17 protein-coding genes and 2 pseudogenes are annotated in these 22,042 nt (G+C 68.4%); 16 read left to right on the top strand and 3 right to left on the bottom strand.

All coding sequences use genetic code 11. From position 1 onward, the window contains the following. Positions 1-402 precede the first annotated feature (402 nt). Positions 403-1,104 carry a PASTA domain-containing protein gene (locus tag PKD89_RS16360; RefSeq protein WP_289011687.1) on the bottom strand — a complete coding sequence of 234 codons (702 nt, stop codon included), beginning with the start codon at positions 1,102-1,104 and terminating at the stop codon, positions 403-405. Between the two features lie 396 nt (positions 1,105-1,500). On the opposite strand from PKD89_RS16360, the gene PKD89_RS16355 reads away from it, so the two are divergent. From PKD89_RS16355 to PKD89_RS16315, 9 genes are all read left to right on the top strand, one after another. Beyond that, on the top strand, positions 1,501-3,138 hold the full coding sequence (locus PKD89_RS16355; RefSeq protein ID WP_349257371.1) for a long-chain fatty acid--CoA ligase: 1,638 nt from the start codon (positions 1,501-1,503) through the stop codon (positions 3,136-3,138). Positions 3,139-3,269: 131 nt separating this feature from the next. After that, positions 3,270-4,208, top strand: coding sequence for an SURF1 family protein (locus PKD89_RS16350; protein WP_287375247.1), 939 nt, complete (start codon positions 3,270-3,272; stop codon positions 4,206-4,208). Positions 4,209-4,287: 79 nt separating this feature from the next. Continuing rightward, positions 4,288-4,932: a TetR/AcrR family transcriptional regulator gene (locus tag PKD89_RS16345; RefSeq protein WP_287375244.1), complete on the top strand. Its 645-nt coding sequence runs from the start codon at positions 4,288-4,290 to the stop codon at positions 4,930-4,932. Between the two features lie 36 nt (positions 4,933-4,968). Further along, positions 4,969-5,796: a TetR/AcrR family transcriptional regulator gene (locus tag PKD89_RS16340; protein WP_287375241.1), complete on the top strand. Its 828-nt coding sequence runs from the start codon at positions 4,969-4,971 to the stop codon at positions 5,794-5,796. Further along, complete coding sequence (locus PKD89_RS16335) at positions 5,793-6,971, top strand: ferritin-like domain-containing protein (protein WP_287393424.1); 1,179 nt, start codon at positions 5,793-5,795, stop codon at positions 6,969-6,971. The genes PKD89_RS16340 and PKD89_RS16335 overlap by 4 nt, the downstream gene beginning before the upstream one ends. A gap of 15 nt (positions 6,972-6,986) precedes the next feature. Then, positions 6,987-7,619 (top strand): hypothetical protein, encoded by a 633-nt coding sequence (locus PKD89_RS16330; protein ID WP_289010815.1) that lies wholly within the window; start codon positions 6,987-6,989, stop codon positions 7,617-7,619. Positions 7,620-7,727: 108 nt separating this feature from the next. After that, positions 7,728-8,606: a 4-hydroxy-tetrahydrodipicolinate synthase gene (gene dapA / locus PKD89_RS16325; protein ID WP_287375232.1), complete on the top strand. Its 879-nt coding sequence runs from the start codon at positions 7,728-7,730 to the stop codon at positions 8,604-8,606. A gap of 82 nt (positions 8,607-8,688) precedes the next feature. Beyond that, positions 8,689-10,350 carry a ribonuclease J gene (locus tag PKD89_RS16320; RefSeq protein ID WP_287375229.1) on the top strand — a complete coding sequence of 554 codons (1,662 nt, stop codon included), beginning with the start codon at positions 8,689-8,691 and terminating at the stop codon, positions 10,348-10,350. Positions 10,351-10,447: 97 nt separating this feature from the next. Then, positions 10,448-11,116 carry an alpha/beta fold hydrolase gene (locus PKD89_RS16315; protein ID WP_289010816.1) on the top strand — a complete coding sequence of 223 codons (669 nt, stop codon included), beginning with the start codon at positions 10,448-10,450 and terminating at the stop codon, positions 11,114-11,116. A 102-nt stretch (positions 11,117-11,218) separates the two neighbouring features. On the opposite strand, the pseudogene PKD89_RS16310 reads toward PKD89_RS16315, so the two are convergent. Together PKD89_RS16310 and PKD89_RS16305 are read right to left on the bottom strand one after the other, a co-directional pair. Beyond that, positions 11,219-12,299: pseudogene (locus PKD89_RS16310) on the bottom strand (serine hydrolase domain-containing protein). An 88-nt stretch (positions 12,300-12,387) separates the two neighbouring features. After that, complete coding sequence (locus tag PKD89_RS16305; RefSeq protein ID WP_349257372.1) at positions 12,388-12,858, bottom strand: flavodoxin family protein; 471 nt, start codon at positions 12,856-12,858, stop codon at positions 12,388-12,390. A 137-nt stretch (positions 12,859-12,995) separates the two neighbouring features. Here PKD89_RS16305 and PKD89_RS16300 point away from each other — a divergent pair, with 137 nt between their 5' ends. The 7 genes and pseudogenes from PKD89_RS16300 to PKD89_RS16270 all read left to right on the top strand — a co-directional run. Next, positions 12,996-15,464 (top strand): FtsK/SpoIIIE family DNA translocase, encoded by a 2,469-nt coding sequence (locus PKD89_RS16300; protein WP_289010817.1) that lies wholly within the window; start codon positions 12,996-12,998, stop codon positions 15,462-15,464. Between the two features lie 95 nt (positions 15,465-15,559). Continuing rightward, positions 15,560-16,993 carry a MiaB/RimO family radical SAM methylthiotransferase gene (locus tag PKD89_RS16295; protein WP_287375213.1) on the top strand — a complete coding sequence of 478 codons (1,434 nt, stop codon included), beginning with the start codon at positions 15,560-15,562 and terminating at the stop codon, positions 16,991-16,993. Between the two features lie 2 nt (positions 16,994-16,995). Then, positions 16,996-17,655: a CDP-alcohol phosphatidyltransferase family protein gene (locus tag PKD89_RS16290; RefSeq protein WP_287375210.1), complete on the top strand. Its 660-nt coding sequence runs from the start codon at positions 16,996-16,998 to the stop codon at positions 17,653-17,655. Between the two features lie 54 nt (positions 17,656-17,709). Further along, a complete protein-coding gene (locus PKD89_RS16285) occupies positions 17,710-18,570 on the top strand; it encodes a hypothetical protein (RefSeq protein WP_289010818.1) in 861 nt (286 codons plus the stop codon). Positions 18,571-18,658: 88 nt separating this feature from the next. Continuing rightward, complete coding sequence (locus PKD89_RS16280; RefSeq protein ID WP_287375204.1) at positions 18,659-19,909, top strand: competence/damage-inducible protein A; 1,251 nt, start codon at positions 18,659-18,661, stop codon at positions 19,907-19,909. A gap of 20 nt (positions 19,910-19,929) precedes the next feature. Then, entirely contained in the window at positions 19,930-21,483 is a 1,554-nt protein-coding gene (locus PKD89_RS16275; protein ID WP_289010819.1) for a hypothetical protein, read from the top strand. Between the two features lie 4 nt (positions 21,484-21,487). Next, positions 21,488-22,042: pseudogene (locus tag PKD89_RS16270) on the top strand (hypothetical protein); the annotation flags it as partial.

The raw sequence follows: 22,042 nt of genomic DNA, 5'->3' as shown, positions 1-22,042 counted from the left end.
TAATCGTTGCTTCGCCGTTCGTCAGTGCATGGCACCCCTCCACTCGCCACGCTGCTCGCCGATCCACTGCTCGCCAGGAGCCGCCACCTCGTTACCTGGGCGGTGTCGGTGCGTGATCCGAACTGGGCCAGCGCGAGCGCCTCCAAATGGCGGTACTTCCAGGCGAAGGCTGACCCGGGCGAGCAAGCAAGGCGGCAAGGCGGCCGAGTCCGGCGACGCGAGCGCGAGGTCTGAGCCCGAACGTCCCGAAGCGGCGTGCGAAGCATGGGTTGGCGAGCCCGCTTAGCTTGACACTGGACCAACAACCCCAACCCACAGAGACCCTTGGACCACCCAATGGGGCCCACGCAACAGTGTCCGCCAGCGGGGCGATTGCCTCGCTGGCGGCAGAGACGCCGTCTTCTACTTCTGCTTCCGCGTTGTCTTCACAGACACGCTCCCACCGACGCGTGCTGGCGCACCGGCGGCTGGTTGTTGCCCAACGATGATGTCGTCGTTCGAACCGCCGTCGACCTCCAGCTTCAAGGGTGTCGCTCCGAGGGTAGCCTTGGCTTGCCCGACGGTTTGGTTGATTAGTAGCGGTGTTCCGCCGTCCAGAAAGTTCTCGGACTCTTCCATCAATTCCCGCACGCGCAAACTGGTCCAGAGATAACAGAGAATTATCGAAGTGACTAGTGTGATCGTGATGACTGACACACCAACTATTCCTGCGTAGCAGGCACCTCCAAGACATTTCTTAAGTGTGTTGCTGAGATCCCCTAGGGCCGGTCCGACCTTGGCCAAGTTCACCAAACCAAGTCCGATGATGATCGTGGTGAGCCAGTCGGAGACTTTGATCAAATTTGAGTTCGTGAGATAGTGAGCGCCCCTCGGCGCATTCGTTGATGGATCGGTTGCGAGGGCTGATTCGCCCCCTACCGGAGTATCTCGAAGGCGCGGCAAACCGAAGAGGAACCCGAGGCCGGCCCCCACTGCTGCCGCAGCGCCGGATAACGCGAATACCGTCAGGCCTGCCCCGAGCCCACTTACGCTGCTTTCCGATGGGACACTCAAGGCCAGGGCGATGCTGCAAATAAGCATGACGAAGATCAGCAGGTATGCCACGGTGGTTACACCCTGTTCGGTCTTATCGCCCGGAGTGCGTTCGTTCGATCGGCGCAGACCCATGGGTGCTCCTTGTTTGCGTAGAATCCGTCTCAGGAGTGTGAGCGTTGTTCGTCCAATTCGCAAGGGGGGACCCGTCTATGAAGAGAGGTGCTTCGAGGTGCGGCCGAGGCTGCGAGCGGACCGATGAGCTCGGATTCGGCCCGACAAGCTGGGTGCTCGCTTTGTATTGCGACGCAAAACTCGGAACATGTTCAGTGGCTTCCCTCCCTTGCAAGGCTCGAGCGGCGGGCATCCAGGCGGCCGCGAGCCGGTGTGACCAGCTCATCAACACCTCGGCGCTAGGGTGAAATCGACGACGGAACACGCCGTCGTTTCAGCCATGGGGGAGCGCCGATGCTCGGCACGATGCAGGACCGTCCACTGACCCTGGACCACTTTGTCAACCGGGTCGAGACCTACTTTCCCGACCGGGGAATCGTGACCAACACCGCCGCCGGCCTGGAACGGACCACCTACGGCGAGTGGGCCGAGCGCACCCATCGCCTGGCCGGCGTGTTCGACAACCTGGGCATCTCCAAAGACGGGCGCGTCGGCACGTTTGCCTGGAACTCCGCCCGGCACCTCGAGCTGTACTTCGCGGCGCCGTGCAGCGGTCGAGTGCTGCACACCCTCAACCTGCGGCTCTTCCCCGAGCAGCTGACCTACATCGTCAACCATGCCGAGGACGAGGTGATCTTCGTCGATCGCAGCCTGCTGGGCCTGCTCGTGCCCCGTATCGGCGAGTTGCCCACGGTGAAGCACCTCGTCGTCATGGACGATGGCGCCCCGAGCGAGATCCCCAGCTTCGACGATGGGCTCGAAGTGCATGACTACGAGCAACTGCTCGCCGCAGCCGAATGGACCGAGTTCCGCTGCAACGACGAGTTGGCAGCAGCGTCGATGTGTTACACGTCGGGCACCACCGGCAACCCCAAGGGCGTCACCTACACCCACCGGTCGACCTTCCTGCACACGATGGCCGCCATGCTGGCCGACACGATCGGCGTGACCGAGGCCGACGTCATCCTGCCCGTCGTCCCGATGTTCCACGCCAACGCCTGGGGTCTGGCCCACGCCGCGGTGGCCTCCGGTGCCAAGCTGGTCAACCCCGGTCCCGACCTGTCGGCGCCGACGCTCGCCCGCCTGATCGAGGAGGAGCGGGTGACCCTCGCAGCCGGCGTGCCCACCATCTGGATGGGTGTCGTCGAGGAGCTCGAGGGCCGCGACACCTCGTCGCTGCGGGTGGTGCCGTGCGGCGGTTCGGCCGTGCCGACCTCGCTATCGAAGCGCTTCGAAGAGGTCACAGGCCTGCCGATCCTTCAGGCCTGGGGGATGACCGAGACCTCGCCGGTCGGCTCGGTGGCCAAGGTGATCTCCACCCTGGAGGATTCTTCGCAGGAGAAGCTGGACGAGCTGCGTGCCTCCCAGGGCCTGCCAGTGCTGGGCGTCGAGCTGCGGGTGGTCGACCCCGACGGGAACAAGGTGCCTTGGGACGGCGAGACCCAGGGCGAGCTGCAGGCGGCCGGGCCGTGGATCACCAACGGCTACTACAACGACGACCGCTCAGACGCAGCGATGACCGAGGACGGCTGGTGCCGCACCGGAGACGTTGCCGTCATGTTGCCCGAGGGTTATATGAAGTTGGTCGACCGCACCAAGGACGTCATCAAGACCGGCGGCGAGTGGATCAGCTCGGTCGAGCTCGAGAACGAGATCATGGCGCATCCGGCGGTGGCCGAGGCCGCGGTGATCGCGGTGAGCCATCCGAAGTGGGCGGAGCGACCGCTGGCCTGCGTCGTGTTGCGCGATGGCGCCGAGGCGACCAGGGAGGACATCCTCGAGTTCCTCGACGGCCGTGTGGCCAAGTGGTGGATCCCCGACGACGTGGTCTTTATCGACGAGGTGCCCAAGACCTCCGTTGGTAAGTTCTCGAAGAAGACGCTGCGCGACCAGTTCGCCGACTACGTGCTGCCGGGCGTCGAGGACGCCTGAGGTCGGCGACCGGCGACCGTCCCGACGGCGGGTCTCACCTTGTGGGAACTCGCCGTCGGGTCGCAGGCGGCGTCAAAGCTGCAGCGTGATTGCGCGGCGGCGGGGGAGATCGGGCCGGGTAGCCTGGGCGAGTGCCCGAGCGATACCGGTTTCTCCTCCGACCGTGGTGGATCGCCACCCACGTACTGCTGATCGCCGCCGTCCTGCTCATGGTCAGGTTGGGGTTTTGGCAGCTCGATCGGCTGCACGAGAAGCAGGACATTGCCGACGCCATCGAGCTGAGCGCCGCGCAGCCTGCGGTGCCGGTCGACACCTTGGTCGATCCCGACAAGGGTACCGACGAGCCCGAAGCGCTGCATTACCGGACGGTGACCGCCACCGGCACCTACCTGGCCGACGAGGAGGTGCTGGTCGCCAACCGCACCCAGGACGGCCAGGCCGGCTATTGGGTGGTCACCCCGTTGGAGATTTCGTCCACCGAATCGGTGGCGGTCCTGCGTGGCTTCGTTCAGCTTGCCCTCGGCGAGGAAGGCGTTCCGGTCGCTGCGGTGGCCCCGCCCAAGGGACCGGTGACCGTGACCGGTTGGGTGCAGACCACCGCTGAGCGCGGCGCGTTCGGGGGGACCGACGATCGGCCCGGCCAGTTGGAGCGGTTCAACCGGCTCGACCTGGCACGGCTGGGTGAACAGGTGAGCGTGCCCCTCGACCCGGTGGCGGTCGTGGCGATCGAGCAGCAGCCGGCGACGGCGGGCGATCAGCTGGCCCCGGTGCCTCGGCCGGAGCCGGACCTGGGTCCGCATCTGGGCTACGCCGGACAGTGGTTTGTGTTTGCCCTGATCTTCGCCATCGGGTACCCGTTCATGCTGCGGCGCCAAGCGCGCCAGTACGAGGAGCGAGATCTCGCTCGCGATGACGATGGCACCGGGGACGGCGGCGGGGGGCCCGGTGGGGGCGGCACTGGAGGCGGAACGCCCGGCGGGGGTCCGGCACGGCCCACCGACGCAACGACATCGGCGGCCTATCCCTCGTCGGCGTCACCCCGGCGCGTCCAACCGTCCACGCAGGGCTGAGGGGCCGGCCATCGCGGCGCACCCGTTCGTCGCTGAGGACCCGGATGGCCACGGTCGTCCGACGGCCCGCCTGGACCCGTTGTTCGGGCTGGCCGAGGACCACCCGAAGCGGCGCCTCGCGCAGGCCGCCGTCCGATGTCTGGATGACGTCGCCATGAACGACTTGGGCCTGGAGGCGGTTGCCCGTGAGGCCGGGCTGTCACGCGCCACCCTCTATCGGGTTTTTCCAAACGGTCGTGACGAGCTGCTGCGCACTGCACTGGCCGCCGAAGTGGCCGAGTTCTGGCGCAACCTGGCCAACGCTGTGGCGGGGGAGACGACGCTGGAGGGCCGCCTCACCCGCGGCCTGATCGACGGCGTGCTCCGAACCGAGAACCATGCGCTGCTGCAACGCCTGGTGCACCAGGAGGCGGAGGAGTTCGCCCCCTTCCTCGACGAACTCGAGCCCGCTGTGTTCACCCTGCTGTCGGCCTATCTGGCCGATCTGTTGGATCGCTTCTCGGGGGACCTGGCCCCGGGGGTCGATCGCGACGAGGCCTCGCGCTACCTGGCCACCTTGATCCTGAGCTACCTGGGCAGCCCGGCATCGATCGATTTCACCGACGAGGCGCGGGTGGCCCACCTGGTCCGCACCCAGATGCTCGGCGGAATCGTGGCGTCGGTCACTCTGCCGAACGTGATGCCCGCCGACACAGGGCGTGACGAACGACACGCCAGCCGCTGATGCGCTGAGACACATCGTGTCTTAGTGTTTCAAGCGATGCAGGTGATCGACCAAAGCACTAGCCGTTCCGGCGGCACCTTGGGCGCGCCCACCATGATCTCGCTCACCGACATCCGCATCCCCGGTGCGCTCGACGACAAGCCGGTCACCTTGGAGCTGCCTGCCGCCCTGTCGTGGCTGGCGAGGGCGGCCCAGCCCCAGCACGGCGATGTGGCGCCGCTGCTCGATGCTGCGGCCGTCTGCATCGCTCGGTGGGGGGTGGCCAAGACCACCGCCGGGGATGTGGCCGAGGAGGCCGGCTGTTCCCGAGCGACGCTGTACCGCCGGTTCCCGGGAGGGCGCGACCAGTGGTTGCGGGCCGTGGTCGAACGCGAAGCGGGCGACGTCGTCGCCGAAGTTTTGGGCGAGGTGGCCCGAACCGACGACCTGGTCCGGGCGGTGGCGCTGGGTGTGTCCGGAGCGATCCAGGCGATGTGGCGGCGCCCCGTGCTGTCACGGCTGTTGGAGCACGAACGTGAGCTGCTGTTGCCCGAGGTGCTGATGGATCGTGCCTCGCACGTCTACGTCAGGCTTGGCGAGGTGGCGGCGCCGGCTCTGAGTCACCTGTGTGATCCCGATCGGGCTCGCACGATCGGTGAATGGGGCGCACGGCTGGTGGTCGCCCGGGCGCTGCAGCCCGAGTTGCCCGGCGGGCTGGCGGTCGAGGATCCCAACATCGTCGCTCATCTCGCCTCCCGATATCTCCTGCCGGGGCTTTTCCCCGAGCGCCCGAGCGAGTTCGGGCGGGCCCGCCATCTCGAACACCACAGTTCCGAACAAATGACATCGACCAATCAAGCCAATCACCAACTGGAGGCGCAATGACCGACACCATGCCCACGACCGACCCGATGTCGGCGGACAACCGCTCGATGATCGGCCGGGACGAGATCGACGACCTCGAGTCGATCCTGGCGGTCACCAACACCGACCGCGACGAGGTGGTTCACCACGTACAGAACCACGCGGAGACGATCTACACGTGGAACTACGACAAGGGTGAGCGCCCGGCGCTGAACAAGCTGTACGAGAAGGCCAAGAACGCCCAGTGGAACGGCGAGACCGACCTGCCCTGGGAAACCGAGGTCGACCCGGAGAAGGTGGTTGCCGAAAACGCGATCGCCAACGCCGGCGTCGCCTCCACCCCGGATCAGATGCGGGCGCTCGGCGGCCCCTTCACCAACCTGAGCGACGCCGACTTTGGGCGCTTCGCCATCGAGTCCAACGTCTGGACCCTGTCGCAGTTCCTCCACGGCGAGCAGGGCGCCCTGGTGTGCACCGCCAAGATCGTCGAGACCGTGCCGTGGATCGACGCCAAGTACTACGCCTCCACCCAGGTCATGGACGAGGCCCGCCACGTCGAGGTGTTCGCCAAGTACCTCCAGGACAAGTGGGGCGGTGAGTACCCGGTCAACGCCCACCTGAAGATGCTGCTTGACGACATCGTCAGCGACACCCGCTGGGACATGACCTACCTGGGCATGCAGATCATGGTCGAGGGGCTGGCGCTGGCCGCGTTCGGCTTCATGCAGCAGATGACCACCGAGCCGCTGCTGAAGAAGCTGCTGCGCTACGTGATGAGCGACGAGGCCCGCCACGTGGCCTTCGGTGTGCTGTCGCTGCGGGAGTACTACGCCGAGCTGACCGACGCCGAGATCTTCGAGCGCCAACAGTTCGCCTTCGAAGCCGGCGTCCGCATGCGCGACCGCTTCCTCCAACAGGAGGTGTGGGAGCGCATGGGCATGAACGTCAAGGAGGCCATCCAGGCCACGATGGCCGTCCCCGAGCGGGATCTGTTTCAGATGATGCTCTTCTCCAAGATCGTGCCCAACGCCAAGAAGCTCGGCCTGTTGGACCGCAACGACTCCTGGCTGCGCCGCCGCTACGAGGAGCTCGGCGTGATCCAGTTCGAGGACCTGGTCGACACCGGCAACGAGTACGAGAACTTCTCGCTCGAGCAGATCGCCGCCGACGATGCGGCCGCCGCCGCCAAGGCCTGACCGGCCGCTCTGGCTGTGGGGCCGGCCCCCGACCCGATCACGGGCGCTCTGCTCGCCCTGCGGTTGTTGGCCGTCGCCGACGCGCCCGATGTTGCCGAGCGGTCGGGATGGCCTCAGCCGGACATCGACCGTGTGCTGGCCCACCTCGACGAGACGGGGTGGGCCAGATATCGGCCCGGCCGCTTTCCTGGCTGGATGCTCACCGGTCATGGCCGTGCCGAGGGCGAGCGGCGTTTGGCCCAGGAACTGGATGTCACCGGAGCGCGCGCCCGCACCGACGTGCTCTACCGGCGGTTTTTGGTGCTTAACCCGGAGGTGCTGCGGGTCGCATCGGCCTGGCAGGTGCGGACCGTGGGTGGTGTCGACGTGCCCAACGACCACGCTGACGAGGATCACGACGCAGCGGTGATCGCAGAGCTGGAAGCACTGCACCGGCGGGCGGAGGGACTGCTCGCCGAGTTGGAGTCACCCCTACCCAGGCTGGCGGGGTACCGGCCGCGGTTGAGCTCGGCGCTGGCACGGGTGCGCTCCGGCGAGGGTGACTGGTTCGTCCGGCCCGGCGTCGACAGCTATCACACCGTGTGGTTCGAGCTGCACGAGAACCTGCTCGCCACCCTTGGGCGTCGTCGCAACGATGGGATCGACTGACCGGGCCCCGGTATCTCCTACGGTGATGGGGTCGCCCCGTGGCACGATGTGGGTCCGACGAGACACAGTGCATCCCGGCGACCGTGCCGTGATCGACAAGGAGGCGACATGGCGAGGTTCGGCAGGGTAATCACCGCCATGGTGACCCCGTTCGACGAACGCGGTGGGCTCGATCTCGATGCGGCCGCCCGGCTGGCCCAATGGCTGACCGAAAACGGTTCCGAGGGGTTGGTCCTCGCCGGCACCACGGGCGAAGGCCCGGTGCTGTCCGAGGCCGAGGTGGTGGCGCTCACCCGACGGGTGCGCGAGTCGGTCGACGTGCCCATCCTGGTGGGCACCGGCACCAACGACACCGCCAAGACGATCGAGCTGACCAAGCGGGTGTCCGACACGGGCATCCAGGGCGTGCTCATCGTCACCCCGTACTACTCGCGGCCCTCTCAGGCCGGTCTGGCCGACCACTTTGCCCGGGTGGCCAACTCCACCCACCTCGACGTCGTGCTCTACGACATCCCCGTGCGCACCGGCCGTCGCATCGAGCCCGAAACACTGCTGACGCTGGCGCGCGAGGTGGACAACATCGTTGCGGTGAAGGATGCGGCCAATACGCCGACCGTCACCGCCGTCGTCGCAGCCGCCGCTCCCGAGGGGTTCGAGATCTACTCGGGCGAAGACGCGATGACCCTGCCGATCATCGCGGTCGGCGGTGTCGGCGTCATCTCGGTGGCCAGCCACTGGGTCGGCCAGCAGTTCCAGGCGTTCTTCGATGCCATCGAGGCTGGCGACCTGCCCGAGGCCCGACGCCAGAACGCCAGGATGTTGCCATCGTTCGCTTTTGAGGGCGGCGATCAAACCCCGAACCCGATCCCGACCAAGGCGATGATGCGGGTGCTCGGGCTGTCGGTGGGCCAGTGCCGTCCACCGGTGGGGGCGGCCCCGGAAGGCCTCGAGGACCGTGCCCGTGACGTGTTGGCCGGCCTGAGGTAGCCGAGCGGAACTCGACGGGCACGACCGCTGAGTGCCCGGTGTTGCGCGTGTTGGTCCACCGGGCACGTAGGGTGCCACCCACATGGCATCACCACTGAAAATCACGTTCCTGGGCGGCCTGGGAGAGATCGGACGCAACTGCGCGGCGTTCGAGTACGAGGACCAGATCCTGCTGCTCGACTGCGGCCTCATGTTCCCCGACCACGACATGCTGGGCGTCGACATCGTGCTGCCCGACTTCTCGTGGGTGCACGAACGGGCCGACAAGATCGTCGGCTGCGTGTTGACGCACGGCCACGAGGACCACGTTGGAGGGCTCAGCTACCTGCTGCCCGACGTGTCCTTCCCGCTCTATGGCACCGAGGTGACCCTGGGGCTGGCCTACCCGCGCATCGAGGAGAACGGCCTGCTGGGGCGCACCGAGTTCAACGAGGTGCGCGACGGCGAGACCCATCAGATCGGGCCGTTCTCGTGTCAGTTTTTTGCGATGACCCACTCGGTGCCCCAAGCGGTGGCCACGGCGATTACCACCGGCCAAGGCACGGTGTTGCACTCCGGTGACTTCAAGATCGACCTCACCCCGGTTGACGGTCGCCTCAGCGACCTGTCCGGCATCGGCGCCATCGCCACCGATCCGGGCATCCGCCTGCTGCTCGCCGACTCGACCAATGCCGGCTCGGCGGGCTATTCGGTCTCGGAGACCGAGGTGGGCAAGGTGCTGTACGACCTGATGCACCGCTATCGGGGCCGGCGCATCGTCACCGCCTGCTTTGCCTCCCACATCCACCGGGTGCAGCAGATTGCCGATGCGGCGATCGAGTACGACCGCAAGGTGGCAACCCTCGGCCGGTCGATGAAGCGAAACGTGGCCATGGCACGCGAGATGGGCGTGCTGCACATTCCCGACGACGCGTTGATCGACATCGAGGAGATCAGCAAGTACGAACCTGGCGAAGTGATCGTCATCTCCACGGGCTCGCAGGGTGAGGCGATGTCGGCCCTCACGCTGATGGCCACCCGCGAGAGCCGCTGGCTCAACGTGGGCGAGGAGGACGTGGTGATCCTGTCGTCGCACCCCATCCCCGGCAACGAGCATGCGGTCAACAAGGTGATCGACAAGCTGACCCGCCAGGGGGTCGAGGTGGTGCACTCGGGCATCGAGGACGTGCACGCCACCGGCCACGCCAAGCGTGAAGAGCTGAAGTTGTTGCAGTCGCTCACCCATGCCGACTGGTTCGTGCCCGTGCACGGTGAGTTCACCCACATGACCCACCACGCCAAGATCGCCGAGCAGATGGGCACGCCGACGGATCGCATCCTCGTGTGCGAGGACGGCGACACGTTGGTGCTCGATGACGACGGCCTGACCAGGGGTGACCGGGTCCCGGCCGAGTACATCTATGTCGACGGCAAGACGGTGGGAGAGATCGGCTCGTCGGTGCTGCGCGACCGTCAGGTGCTCGGCGAGGAGGGCGTGGTCAACATCGTCGTGATGGTCGATCTCGACCGACGCGAGATCGTGGCCGGCCCCGAGCTGAGCACCCGCGGATGGGTGCAGGAGGTCGAGTCGGCCGACCTGCTTGCCGAGGGCTGCAAGCGCGCCGCCAAGGCGATCAACGACTCGCTCTCGGGCGGCGGTAACGCCGATCAGGTGGCCAAGGCGGCCCGCAAGGCCGTCGGGTCGTTCGTCAACCAGCGCACACGCCGCCGGCCGATGATCGTGCCGGTGGTCCTTGAGGCCTGACCCGCTCTGAGGTATCCGGGTCTGGCACTGGCACTGGCACTGGCACGGGGTCGGGCGATGAACGCCTCGACGACGGCCTGTTGGCTACCGTCACCCGGTGCGCCTCAACGTGATCAGCCGGGGTTCCGGCCCGCCCATCGTGTTCCTCCACGGTCTCGGCGCCTCGGCGACCACCTGGAACGCAGTCGCTGAGACGCTCTCGGACCGGCACCTCACGGTGGCGGTCGACCTGCTCGGCCACGGCGGGTCGGCGTGCCCGGATGATCCTGAGGAGTTCTCGAGGGATGCGGCACTCGCCGACCTCGACGATGTGCTGTCCACCCTCGACGAGCGCGCTCTGCTCGTCGGACACTCGCTGGGCGGTTACATGGCGCTCGCGCATGCGGCGACCCGGCCGGGAGCGACCACAGGCATCGTCGTGCTCAACACCGGCCCCGGCTTTCGGGACCCCGAGAAGCGGGAGGCCTGGAACGAGCGGTCGCGCCGCAACGCCCATCGCTTCGGCGTGCCCGAACGGGTGGCCAACCTCAACCTGCAACACGACTCGGTGGTCATGGACCGGCTCGCCGGGATCGAGACGCCGACGCTGGTGCTGGTCGGGGGCGCCGATCGCCCGGAATACCTCGGCTCGGGTCGGTACCTCGAACACAAGATGCCCGACGCCAGCCTGGTCGTGATCGAGGGCGGCGAACACTCGATGCAGGAGGACACCCACGCGACGGAGATCGCCGACCTCATCGCACGGTTCCAAGCTGGGCCGGAGTGACCCTCATGCGAAACCCTCACCGGAGGGTTTGGTACCGAGGAGCATGCGCAACCCACCCGGGAGGGTTTCGCACATCGCTCTGAGCGGTGATGGTGTCGACGGTTACAGCTGTGCGAGGGCCTGGTAGGCGGACATGACGATCATGGCGCCGCGCAGGTCGCCGACGAGGCCGGATGCCATCTTGTTCATCGCGTACCTGACCGTCAGCTGGGCATCGACGTCGATCAGAGCGATCGAGCCGCCCCAGCCACCCCAGAAGCAGGTTCGGGGGTTGGGGCTGAGCGGGATCGACTCGTTCATCAGGCCGAAGCCCATGCCCAGCTTCATCTTCATGCCCAGCACCAGGTCGACGTCTTCGCTCTGAGGCTCGAAAATGCGCTCGACTCCCCCCGGCGACATCAGCCGCACCCCGTCCACTTCGCTACCGCAGGCCAGCGCCGAGTGGACCCGGGCGATCGAGCGGGCGTTGCCGGTGCCGCCGGCGGCCGGGATCTCGGCGCCTCGCCAGGCCCGGGTCCGGGTCTCGGTGGCATCGAGCGGGCAACTCAGCAGCGTGCGAGCGGCGATCGAGTCGATGGCGGTGTCGGTCCCGTCCAGCCCGGCGCCGGAGGGAACCAGGTCGCCCACGCGGTGGTCCTCCGAGGCGGGCAGACCGATGTGGAAGTCGGCGCCGAGCGGTTCGGCCACCTCCTCGCGAAAGAACGTGCCGATCGAGCGGCCGGTGACCCGTCGGACGATGCCCGCCTCCAGGTTGCCCTGGGAGATGGCGTGATACCCCGGATGGGTTCCCGGCTCCCACCAGGGGGTCTGCGCTGCCAGGTGGTGCTCGACCGCCTCCTCGTCGTAGAGGTCCTCGGGAGCGATGGCCGGGTCGAAGCCCGACAGGCCGGCGTTGTGGGCCATCACGTGGCTGACGAGCACGCCTTCCTTGTGGTGGGCGGCGAACTCGGGCCTAGGTGGCCACCGGCGCGGTGAAGTCGATCTCGCCCCGGTCGGCCAGCATCAACATGACGGTGGCGGCCATCGTCTTGGTCGTCGAGTAGACGTTGACGATCGTGTCGGCCTGCCACGGGCGGCCGTTTTCGTCGGCGTCGCCCGCCCACAGGTCGACGACCGGGTTCCCACCCAGGGTGACGCACACCGAGGCGCCGAGCTCCTGCCCGCTGTCGAAGTTGGCGGCCATCGCCGCCTGCACTGGCTCGAACTCGTCGTCGCAGGTTCCGTGGATCTCGGTCATCTCGTCTGCCCCCATGCTTCTCTGGTCCACGAGGTTAGGAGCAGGACTCCAGCACCGCTGCGGTGGTGACCGCGCCGAGCTCCCACAGCCGCTCGGAGGCGTCGACCGTCGGCGACCCGACGACGAGCACCGGTGGCCTGACCGCCGACCAGCCGAGGCCGGTGACGATGCGTTGGACGGCGAGGGCGGCGCCGTCGACCTCGTTGTTGCCGTGCACCCACAGCCCCCAGGGGCGACCTCGGGTGGCGTCGAGGCACGGGTAGTACACCGTGTCGAAGAAGTGCTTCAGCGCCCCCGACATGTAACCGAAGTTGGCCGGGGTGCCCAGCAGGTAGCCGTCAGCGTCGAGCACGTCGGGCACGACCGCCGCCAGGGCCGGGCGGAGAACGACCTCGAGGTCGCCTCCGAGTTCGTCGGCCGCAGCGGTCGCCCCGTCGCACACCGAGTGGAGCATCGCGTGGGTGTCCGGCGACGGTGTGTGGTGGATCACGAGCAGGCGGGCCATGCCCAAGCCTGGCCCATCCGGGTCGAGGGTGCGCCAGATCGTCACCGGTCGCAACTACCTTGGATGGCGACGTGGCTACGAAGAAATCATCCAATCGGTCCAGCAGCGCTGGGTCCTCGGGTACCCGCTCCTCTTCGGTGGCGGGACGCGCGGGGCGATCGACGGCGACCAGCCGCGGCCGGTCCGCGCCCAAGTCCTCTGGCCGTTCCAGTACCCGCAACACCAAGAAGCCCGGTGCCAATGCGCGCTCCGGCTGGCTGAGCGAGGCCTTCGAGGGCTACGGGGACGACGTCGCCGGCACCTTGCTGATCGGTGCGGCGATCATCTGCGGGCTCGGCATCTACGGGGGCTTCGGCGGTGCGCTTGGCCGCCTTTTTCGCAACGTCGTCATCGACGTGGCAGGCCTGTTTGCCTACGTGGTCCCGGTCCTCGCCGTCGCGCTGGGCGTGTGGCTGATCGCCCGCCCCAACGAGATCGACGCCGAGTCGGCGGCCAGCACTCGCCGTCGGTTGGTTGGCGCACTGCTGGCCTTCGCCAGCCTGACCGGCGCCACCCACCTGATCGTCGACCCGCCGCCAATGGGCGAGGTGGGCGTCGGGGTGGCCAACGACAACGCCGGTGGGCTGTTCGGCTGGTTGGTGGCCAACCCGCTCAGCACCCTGTTGGGCCGCTGGGGCGCCCTGGCGCTGATGCCGGTGGTGTTGTTCTTCGCCGTGTCGTTGCTGACCGGCCGCCGCATGCGCACGCTCGCCGGCGATACCCGGGTTGCCCTGGCACCGGTGGGACGCCTGATGGGCGACGGCGCAGGAGCACTCTTCCGCCTGGGGCCCCGCGAGGCGATCCTCGATGGACCGGCCACCGAGGAGGAGGTCGACCCGGATGCGCCGACCGGCGTGATGGACGGGCCCGGTGGGCATCGGGGGCGCTTCTTCGACCAGGACAACGACCCGGCCACCGGCCATCTCGAGACGCCGCCCGACCTGCCGCCGACCGGTCCGCCGCCGTCCACCTCGACCAAAGCCCAGGTGACACCGCCCCGGTCGCCCAAGGTGGTCGTCCCCTTTGACGACTCGGTCGATCCCGAGCAGCTGGAGATGGACCTCGACCCGGCCGCCGGGTCCTCGTGGGTGTTGCCCCGCATCGACCTGCTCAGCCGCAGCGACACTCGGGAGGTCGACGAGGAGGCGGTGGCCGAACGGGGTCAGCGCCTCGAGGCGGCCCTGGCCGAGCACGGGGTGGAGACCCGCCTGGTCGGCATGGTGGTCGGCCCGACGGTCACGCGCTACGAACTCGAGCTCGGCGTGGGCGTCAAGGTGGCCAAGGTCACCAACCTCAACCGCGACATCGCCTACGCACTCGCCTCGTCAGATGTGCGGATCATCGCCCCGATCCCGGGCCGCCAGGCGATCGGGGTCGAGGTGCCCAACGACGACCGCGACGTCGTGGCGCTGGGCGACATCCTCACCTCCGCGGAGGCGGCCAAGGCTCGGGCGCCGCTCGAGGTCGGCGTCGGGCGTGACATCAACGGCCGGTCGGTCATGGTCGACCTGGCGACGATGCCCCACGTGCTGATCGCCGGCCAGACCGGTGCGGGCAAGTCGAGCTGCCTCAACTCGATCCTCACGTCGATCATGATGCGGGTCACCCCCGACCAGGTCGGACTGATCCTGATCGACCCCAAGCGGGTTGAGCTCACCCAGTACGACCGCATCCCGCACCTGCTCACCAGCGTGGTGACCGACCCGAAGAAGGCCGCCAACGCCCTCGACTGGGCCGTGCGGGAGATGGAGAAGCGCTACGACCTGCTCCAGGAGGCGGGCGTGCGAGACATCGGCGGCTACAACGCCAACTACGACGCCGGCCGCCTCGACTCGCCACTGGGCGAGGAGCGCGAGTGGGAGCGGATGCGCTACATCCTCGTCGTTGTCGACGAGCTGTCCGACCTGATGCTCGTCGCCCCGCGGGACGTCGAAAACTCGATCTGCCGTCTCGCCCAGATGGCCCGCGCCGTCGGCATCCACCTGGTGATCGCCACCCAGCGCCCATCGGTCAACGTGATCACCGGCGTGATCAAGGCCAACGTGCCCGCCCGCATGGCCTTTGCCGTGGCGTCGTCAACCGACTCGAAGGTGGTGCTCGATCAGGTCGGCGCCGAGCGCCTGGTCGGACGGGGCGACATGTTGTTGCTCGGCCCGGCCGCGTCCGTCGCCCAGCGCATCCAGGGCGCCTGGGTGGAGGAGAGCGAGGTGCGCGACATCGTCGGCCACTGGCGCGAGCAGGCCCCGGTGGTCGAGGAGCGCTACACCGAGGGCGTCGCCGATGAGACCGACCGACCGGGGGCCGAGGATCCGGTAACCGCCTCCGCCGCCGATCCCAACGACGACGACGAACTGCTGAAGCAGGCCTGGGAGCTGGTCGTTCGTTCGCAGCTCGGTTCGACCTCAATGCTTCAGCGCAAGCTGCGCGTGGGCTTCGCCCGGGCGGGTCGCCTGATGGACCTGCTCGAGGAGCGCGGGATCGTCGGCGCGTCGGAAGGCTCGAAGGCCCGCACGGTGAACATGACGCCCGAGGAACTCGACGAGCTGATCAACGCAGGCCAGTTTTAGGGCACTGTCGGCCGGCGCCGTCCGAAGACGGCCCCCGAGGGGCGCCTGGGCAGCGAAACGGTTGGGGACGGCGGGCGATCTACGCTGTTGGCCTCATGTCGAAGCGCTACTGGTTGGAAACCCTGGGCTGTCCGAAAAACCAGGTGGATTCGGACAAGCTGGAGGGCACCCTCCTCGCCGCCGGCTACGAGGCCGCGCCCGGACCGGGCGAGGCCGAGCTGGTCGTGGTCAACACCTGCGCGTTCATCGAGGATGCCCGGGCCGAATCGATCGAAGCGGTGCTCGGCCTGTCCGAGGACCGGGCCGAGGGGGCCGAGCTGGTCGTCACCGGTTGCCTGGCCGAGCGGGCGGGTGCCGAGCTGGCCGAGGCGATCCCCGAAATCGATCGGGTGGCCCCCTTCGGGGCCGACCTGTTGGGGCGATTCTCCGACCCGCTCGCCGGGGATGCTCAGGGCGCCGGGTCGGTAGGTTCGAACGGTTCGGCCACCGTCGCCGTCACCCTCGGCCCCTCTCGTCTGGGCGGCACGAGCAACGGTGCGGTCGTGCCCGACATGGACCTGCTCGAGCTGCCACGCCCACCGTCGAGCTCACCGTGGGCCTACGTCAAGATCGCCGAGGGCTGCGACCGGGCCTGCGGGTTCTGTGCCATCCCGAGCTTCCGCGGGCCGCAACGGTCCCGCACGATCGAGTCGATTGTTGCGGAGGTCGCTGGTCTTGTCGGGTCCAACCCAAGAGCGGCCCGTGGCGGGAGTGACGAGGTCGAGGCGCTCGGCCACAACGCCAACAGCGCTCGAGAGATCGTCCTCGTCGCCCAGGACCTGGCCGCCTACGGCCGGGACCAGGGGGTGGGGGAGCGGGCGATCATCCCGCTGGTGCAGGCGGTCGCCGAACGGGTCGATTGGGTCCGATTGTTGTATCTCTACCCCTCGGACCTGACCGAGGCCCTCATCGAGACCGTGCTGGCGACCGGCGTGCCCTACTTCGACCTGTCGCTGCAACACACCTCGCGTCCGGTGCTGCGCCGCATGCGCCGCTGGGGCGACGGCGATGCCTTCCTCGAACGGATCGAGCGTATTCGCTCGGCCGAGCCGGCCGCGGTGTTTCGCTCCAACTTTCTGATCGGCTATCCCGGGGAGACCGAGGAGGACCACGACGACCTGCTGGCCTTCATCGAGGCCGCCCAGGTCGACTGGTGCGGGCTGTTCAAGTTCTCCCGGGAGGACGGCACCTATGCCGACTCCCTGCCCGATCAGGTGGCTCCCGAGCTGGTGGCGGAGCGTCATGCCGAGGCGGCAGAGCTGGCCGAGGCGATCACCGCCCAGCGGCGCCTGGACCGGGTGGGGAGCACCGTCGAGGTCCTGATCGATGCCCCTGGGGTGGGCCGCAGCACCGGTGAGGCACCCGAGATCGACGGGATCATCTCGGTACCGGCTCACCTTCCGGTCGGGTCGATGGCCATGGTCCGGATCGTCGATGCCGAAGGGCCCGACCTGGAGGCCCTCCCGCTGAGTGACCATGCTGCTGAGTGATCATGTCGCTGAGTGACCAGCCGTCGAGCGACCAGCCGTCGAGCGATCGAGTGGGGAGCGCCCCGGGTGATCAGCCATCGACCGAACGGCCGGGTGGTTTCGGTCCGTCGGCGCTGCTGACCCCCGCCAACCTGGTCACGCTGGGCCGCATCGCCGCCGCCCCGGTGGCCTTCGCCATGATGCTGACCAACGATGGTGTTGGCACCTGGGCGTTGCTGGCCCTGTGGTTCGTGCTGTCGGCCACCGACATGTTCGATGGCTATCTCGCTCGCAAGCAAGGCTCGACCCGTTCCGGTGCCTTCCTCGACCCCCTTGCCGACAAGGTGCTGGTGTTGGGCGGTTTCATTACCCTCGCCGTCATCGGGCGCTTCCCATGGGCGGCGGTCATCCTCACCGTCGCCCGCGAGGTGGGTATCTCGGCTTTTCGGACCTACTGGGGACGACGCGGGTTGTCGGTGCCGGCCTCCTCGCTGGCCAAGTGGAAGACCTTCATCCAGCTCGGTGCGGTCGGCTGGACGACCTGGCCGACCTTCACCGATTGGCGATGGCTGTCCGACAGTTGGCTGTGGGCCAGCGTACTGATCGCCTGGGTGACCGCAGTGCAGTACGTGCTCGCCGGGAGTAGAGCGACCTCCAGCACGGGGGAAGCAACAAAGACCTGAGCGGGCCCGACCGTCCGTTAGGTTGGTCCTCTACGCCGATCGAACGGGGGCGCCGTGGCCGGAGATACCAAACCGAAGAAGATGCTCATCGGGGGCATCGTGATCATGGTGATCGCGACGATCGGAGGCATTACGGCCCTCGTCCTCGGGATCACCAGGATCTCGGGCGTTGCGAACGAAATCACCTCCAGCGACAGCGTGGCGCTGCCCGGCGCGGAGACCGTCGCCGGCTCTGGTAGCCAGTTCACCGTGTGGTCGACGGGCTCGTACGTCAACTGCACGGTCAACGGTGGTGACGTCACCTTCAACACGTCGGGCAGCACCAGCCAGTCGACCGATGTCGAGGGGCAGAGCTTCAACCTGGTCGGTTGGTTCGACACATCCAGCGGACGGGACTTCGCGGTCGACTGCGACGGTACGCCAGGGGAGACCTTCTCGGTCATCGAGGTGTCGTTCTCGGCGCTGGCGACCGGGATCGGCTTGATTGTCGGCTCGATTTTCGGAGGGTTTGGGCTGTTCTTCATCGGGCTCGTCTTCGTGATCATCGCCCTGTTCCGCCGGTCGAGCTGGACGAAGCGCCACGGCCCGGGTCCCATGGGTCCTGGCGGATATCAGCCACCGCCCGGCCAGCAGGGCTGGACAGCACAGCCACAGGCTCCGGCGGGCTGGGATCCGACGGGTGGCGGACAGGCGCCCGCACCCGGGCAAGGCGGTTCGTTCCCCGGGCAGGCGCCGCCGCCTCCAGGCGGCCAGGTGCCACCTCTGGGCGGCCAGGCGCCGCCTCCCCCCGGTGGGCAGCCGCCGCCGTTCGGTAACGCGCCCACCGCTCCCGGCGGCCCACCTCCACCGCCCCCGGGCCCGCCGCCCGTGCCCGGTGGTCAGGGTGGCGCGCCACCGCCTCCTCCTCCCGGTTAGACCTTCGGTGAGACCCGAGGCTCGCACTGGCTCATTCGGGCCCACAGCGCTCGTGCTGAGATGGTTCCCGTTTGAGTAGGTTGCCGAGATGAACGTTGAAGTGGTCGCGGTCGGCACCGAGCTGTTGTTGGGTCAGATCGTCGATACTAACTCCAGCTGGATCGGCGAGCAGCTGGCCCTCGTCGGGCTCGATTCGTTCTTTCAGACCAAGGTGGGCGACAACCTCGATCGCCTCGTCGACACGTTGCGCCGCGCACTGGACCGCTCCGACGCAGTGATCGTGTGCGGCGGGTTGGGCCCCACCCAGGACGACCTCACGCGGGAAGCGCTCGGCGTCCTCGTCGAGGAGCCGCTCGACGAGGACGACACCATGGTCGAGCGCATCATCGAGATGTTCGGCTCCCGCGGTCGTCGCATGCCGATGAACAACCTCAACCAGGCGCGCAAGCCGGCGTCGGCTGAGTTCATTCCGGTGATGCCCGGCACCGCCCCCGGGCTGGTGCTGCCCACCCAGCACGGCGTCGTGTACGCCGTCCCGGGCGTGCCGTGGGAGATGAAGGAGATGCTCACCGGGTTCGTGCTCGGCGACCTGTCCCGCCGCAGCGGCGACCCAGCGGCGATCGCCAGCCGCACCCTGCGCACCTGGGGCGAGTCCGAATCCGGTCTCTCCGAGATGTTGGCGCCGCGCATGGCCGAACTCGACGAGGTCGGCAACCCGACGCTGGCCTTTCTCGCCTCCGGTTTCGAGGGGCTGAAGGTGCGGATCACCGCCAAGGCGGCCGATGCAGCCGCCGCCACGGAGATCGTCGATGAGGAGGCCGACCACCTGCGCGCCCTCCTGGGGCCGCTGGTGTTTGGTCGCGACGGCGACAACATGGAGTCGGCGGTGTTGGCGGCGCTCGAGGCACGCGGCCACACGCTGGCGGTCGCCGAATCGCTCACCGGCGGCCTGCTCGGATCTCGGCTGGCGTCGGTGCCCGGTGCCTCGGCGGTGTTCCGTGGCGGCGTCATCGCATATCACCCCGAGGTGAAGCAACAGCTACTCGGCGTGCCCGATGGCCCGGTGGTGACCGAGGAGGCCGCCCTGGCGATGGCGCGCGGCGCCCGCTCCTCGCTGGGGGCCGACGTCGGGCTGGCCACCACCGGCGTGGCCGGACCCGAGGAGCTGGAGGGCCAACGGGCGGGCACGGTGTGTCTGGCCGCAGTGTGGCCCGGCGGCGAGGCGTCGACCACGCTCGGCCTGCCGGGTGGGCGCCAACAGATCCGGGAGTTCTCGTGCATCTCAGTGCTCGACCTGCTGCGTCGACGCATGCTGGTCGACGACGACGCCGAGGCCTGAGGGTGGCAAGCTGGTCGGCCGTGACCACCACCCCCCAGCAGCTGCTCGCTGCCCGCTGCCCCGACCTGGTCGGGGTGGATCGCTTCGAGATCCTCGAACCGGAGCTGGTGATCGAGGCCTCGGCCCCCGGGGCCGGGAACGACTCCGCGGGCGTATCTGGGACGGACGAGGTATCGACGAGCCGGTACCGGCTGACCCTCCGCTACCGGCTTCTGGCGGGCGCCGACGAGGTGGCCGCCTTCTCCGAGGTCGTTGAGTTCTTCGCCCCGGCCAGCCTCGAATCGCTCGGGGGGCACGCCGCTGACGGCGACAGCGGCGATGATGACGAGGCACTCCTCGCCGGGCTCGCCCGGCTGGTCGCGTTGGCGGCGGGCACCAGCTACTACAAGGTGGCAGCGCCGACGACCATCGCCGTGATGATCGGCCCGATCACCGCTGCCGAGGCGATGTTCGTCCGAGAGCTCTACGACCACGGCATGCGAGAGTTCGCGGCCCGCAACGACCTGCCGGTGCCGCTCGATCAGCGGTGGGAGCTCGAGATCGACGCCAGCCGGGCTCCTACGCGGGTCACACCCGACGAGCGGCCCACATCGGCATCGGACGGGCTGGCGGCCGCCGGTGCGTTGGTCCCGGTCGGTGGCGGTAAGGACTCGGCGCTCGTGTTGTCGGTGCTGGGCGATCGCGCCGTCGCCTTCACGATCAACGCCACCGAAGCGCCACGCCGGGTGGCGGCCGCGGCTGGCCTCACCCTGCACACCGCTGCCCGCCGCCTCGACCCCGCCCTGCGGGACTGGAACGAGCGGGGCGCCCTGAACGGGCACATCCCGGTCACGGCGGTCGTCACGGCGATCTCGGCGTTGGCTGCCCGGGCGCATGGCTGCACCGACGTCGTGCTCGGCAACGAGCGGTCGGCATCGGAGCCCACCCGCTGGGTCGGCGGGCAGGCGGTCAACCACCAGTGGGCCAAGTCGCTCATTGCGGAAGACCTCACCCAGGGGGCGCTCGATGCGGTCAGCGGGGGTCGGCTGCGAACGTTCTCGATCCTGCGGCCGTTCACAGAGGTGGCGATCGCCTCGGGTTTGGTCACCGACGAGGCTCAGCTCGGCGCGTTCCTCTCGTGCAACGAGGCGTTCACCATCTGGCGGCCGACCGCCCAGCGCGCAGAGGGCACGTGGTGTTTGAACTGCCCAAAGTGCCGCTTCACGACGCTGATGATGGCCCCGCACCTGTCCCCGGAACGCTTCGAGGAGATCTTCGGCGGGCGGCCGCTGCACGACCCGGACCAGGCCGAGGGCTACCGGGAGCTGTGGGACGAGGTATCGAAGCCCTACGAGTGCGTCGGCGAGATGGTGGAGTCCGCGGCGGCCATGGCCGAACTGGCCGGTCGCGATGCCTGGGCGGATGCGGCGGTCGTTCGCCTCACCGGCGCGAGCGCCACCGCCTACGCGGGCGGCCACCACAGCTCGCTGGCCGCCCTGATGGTGCCCAGCGCCGATCATCGGGTGCCGGAGCCCTACCTGGGCTGGATGCTCGAACGGCTGGTCCCGGAACCAACCCAGCGCTCGGCGGGCTGAGCCCGTGCGGTTGGACGACCTGGCCGGGGCAACCGTCCTGGTCCTCGGGCTGGGGATCGACAACCTGGCCGCTCTCGATGCCGTTCTGGCCGCCGGACCGGGGCGCGTGCTGGCTGCGGTCGACGATCCCGGTGCTGCGAGCGTCGCCGACCGGGACCGCATGGGCGCGCTCGACATCGTGCTGATCGCGGCCGAAAATGCGATCGATGCCGGGCGCGAGGCCGGCGCACCGTTGATCGTCCTCCGCGCGCCGGGGTATCCGCGCCGGGGTGAGGTGTGCACCCGTTTGGAGGATGCCGGCGCCGTTTTTACGACGGCGGTCGATCTGTGGATCGGCACCCACGGGGCCGCCCGTCCCATCGTGGCGATCACCGGCACCAAGGGGAAGTCGACGGTCACCGCGCTGCTCGATTCGCTGCTCGACCTCCTCGGTATCGAGCACCTGATGGGCGGCAACATCGGCCTGGCGATCTGGGCGGAGGCGTCAAATCCCCCGCCGGGCGTGCCGGCGGTGATCGAGGTGTCGTCCTACATGGCCGCCGATGCGCACCATGCGCCC

This window comes from Candidatus Neomicrothrix sp. (genome assembly GCF_035329545.1).
Lineage (GTDB): Bacteria > Actinomycetota > Acidimicrobiia > Acidimicrobiales > Microtrichaceae > Microthrix > Microthrix subdominans.
Note: the sequence above shows the minus strand (reverse complement) of the source record. Positions and strands in the feature narration are given on the sequence as shown.

Coding starts and splice junctions, on each gene's coding strand:
- PKD89_RS16355 (WP_349257371.1), top strand. CDS start 1,501: ATGCTCGGCACGATGCAGGACCGTCCACTGACCCTGGACCACTTTGTC.
- PKD89_RS16340 (WP_287375241.1), top strand. CDS start 4,969: ATGCAGGTGATCGACCAAAGCACTAGCCGTTCCGGCGGCACCTTGGGC.
- PKD89_RS16335 (WP_287393424.1), top strand. CDS start 5,793: ATGACCGACACCATGCCCACGACCGACCCGATGTCGGCGGACAACCGC.
- dapA (WP_287375232.1), top strand. CDS start 7,728: ATGGCGAGGTTCGGCAGGGTAATCACCGCCATGGTGACCCCGTTCGAC.
- PKD89_RS16320 (WP_287375229.1), top strand. CDS start 8,689: ATGGCATCACCACTGAAAATCACGTTCCTGGGCGGCCTGGGAGAGATC.
- PKD89_RS16305 (WP_349257372.1), bottom strand. CDS start 12,858: ATGGCCCGCCTGCTCGTGATCCACCACACACCGTCGCCGGACACCCAC.
- PKD89_RS16295 (WP_287375213.1), top strand. CDS start 15,560: ATGTCGAAGCGCTACTGGTTGGAAACCCTGGGCTGTCCGAAAAACCAG.
- PKD89_RS16290 (WP_287375210.1), top strand. CDS start 16,996: ATGTCGCTGAGTGACCAGCCGTCGAGCGACCAGCCGTCGAGCGATCGA.
- PKD89_RS16280 (WP_287375204.1), top strand. CDS start 18,659: ATGAACGTTGAAGTGGTCGCGGTCGGCACCGAGCTGTTGTTGGGTCAG.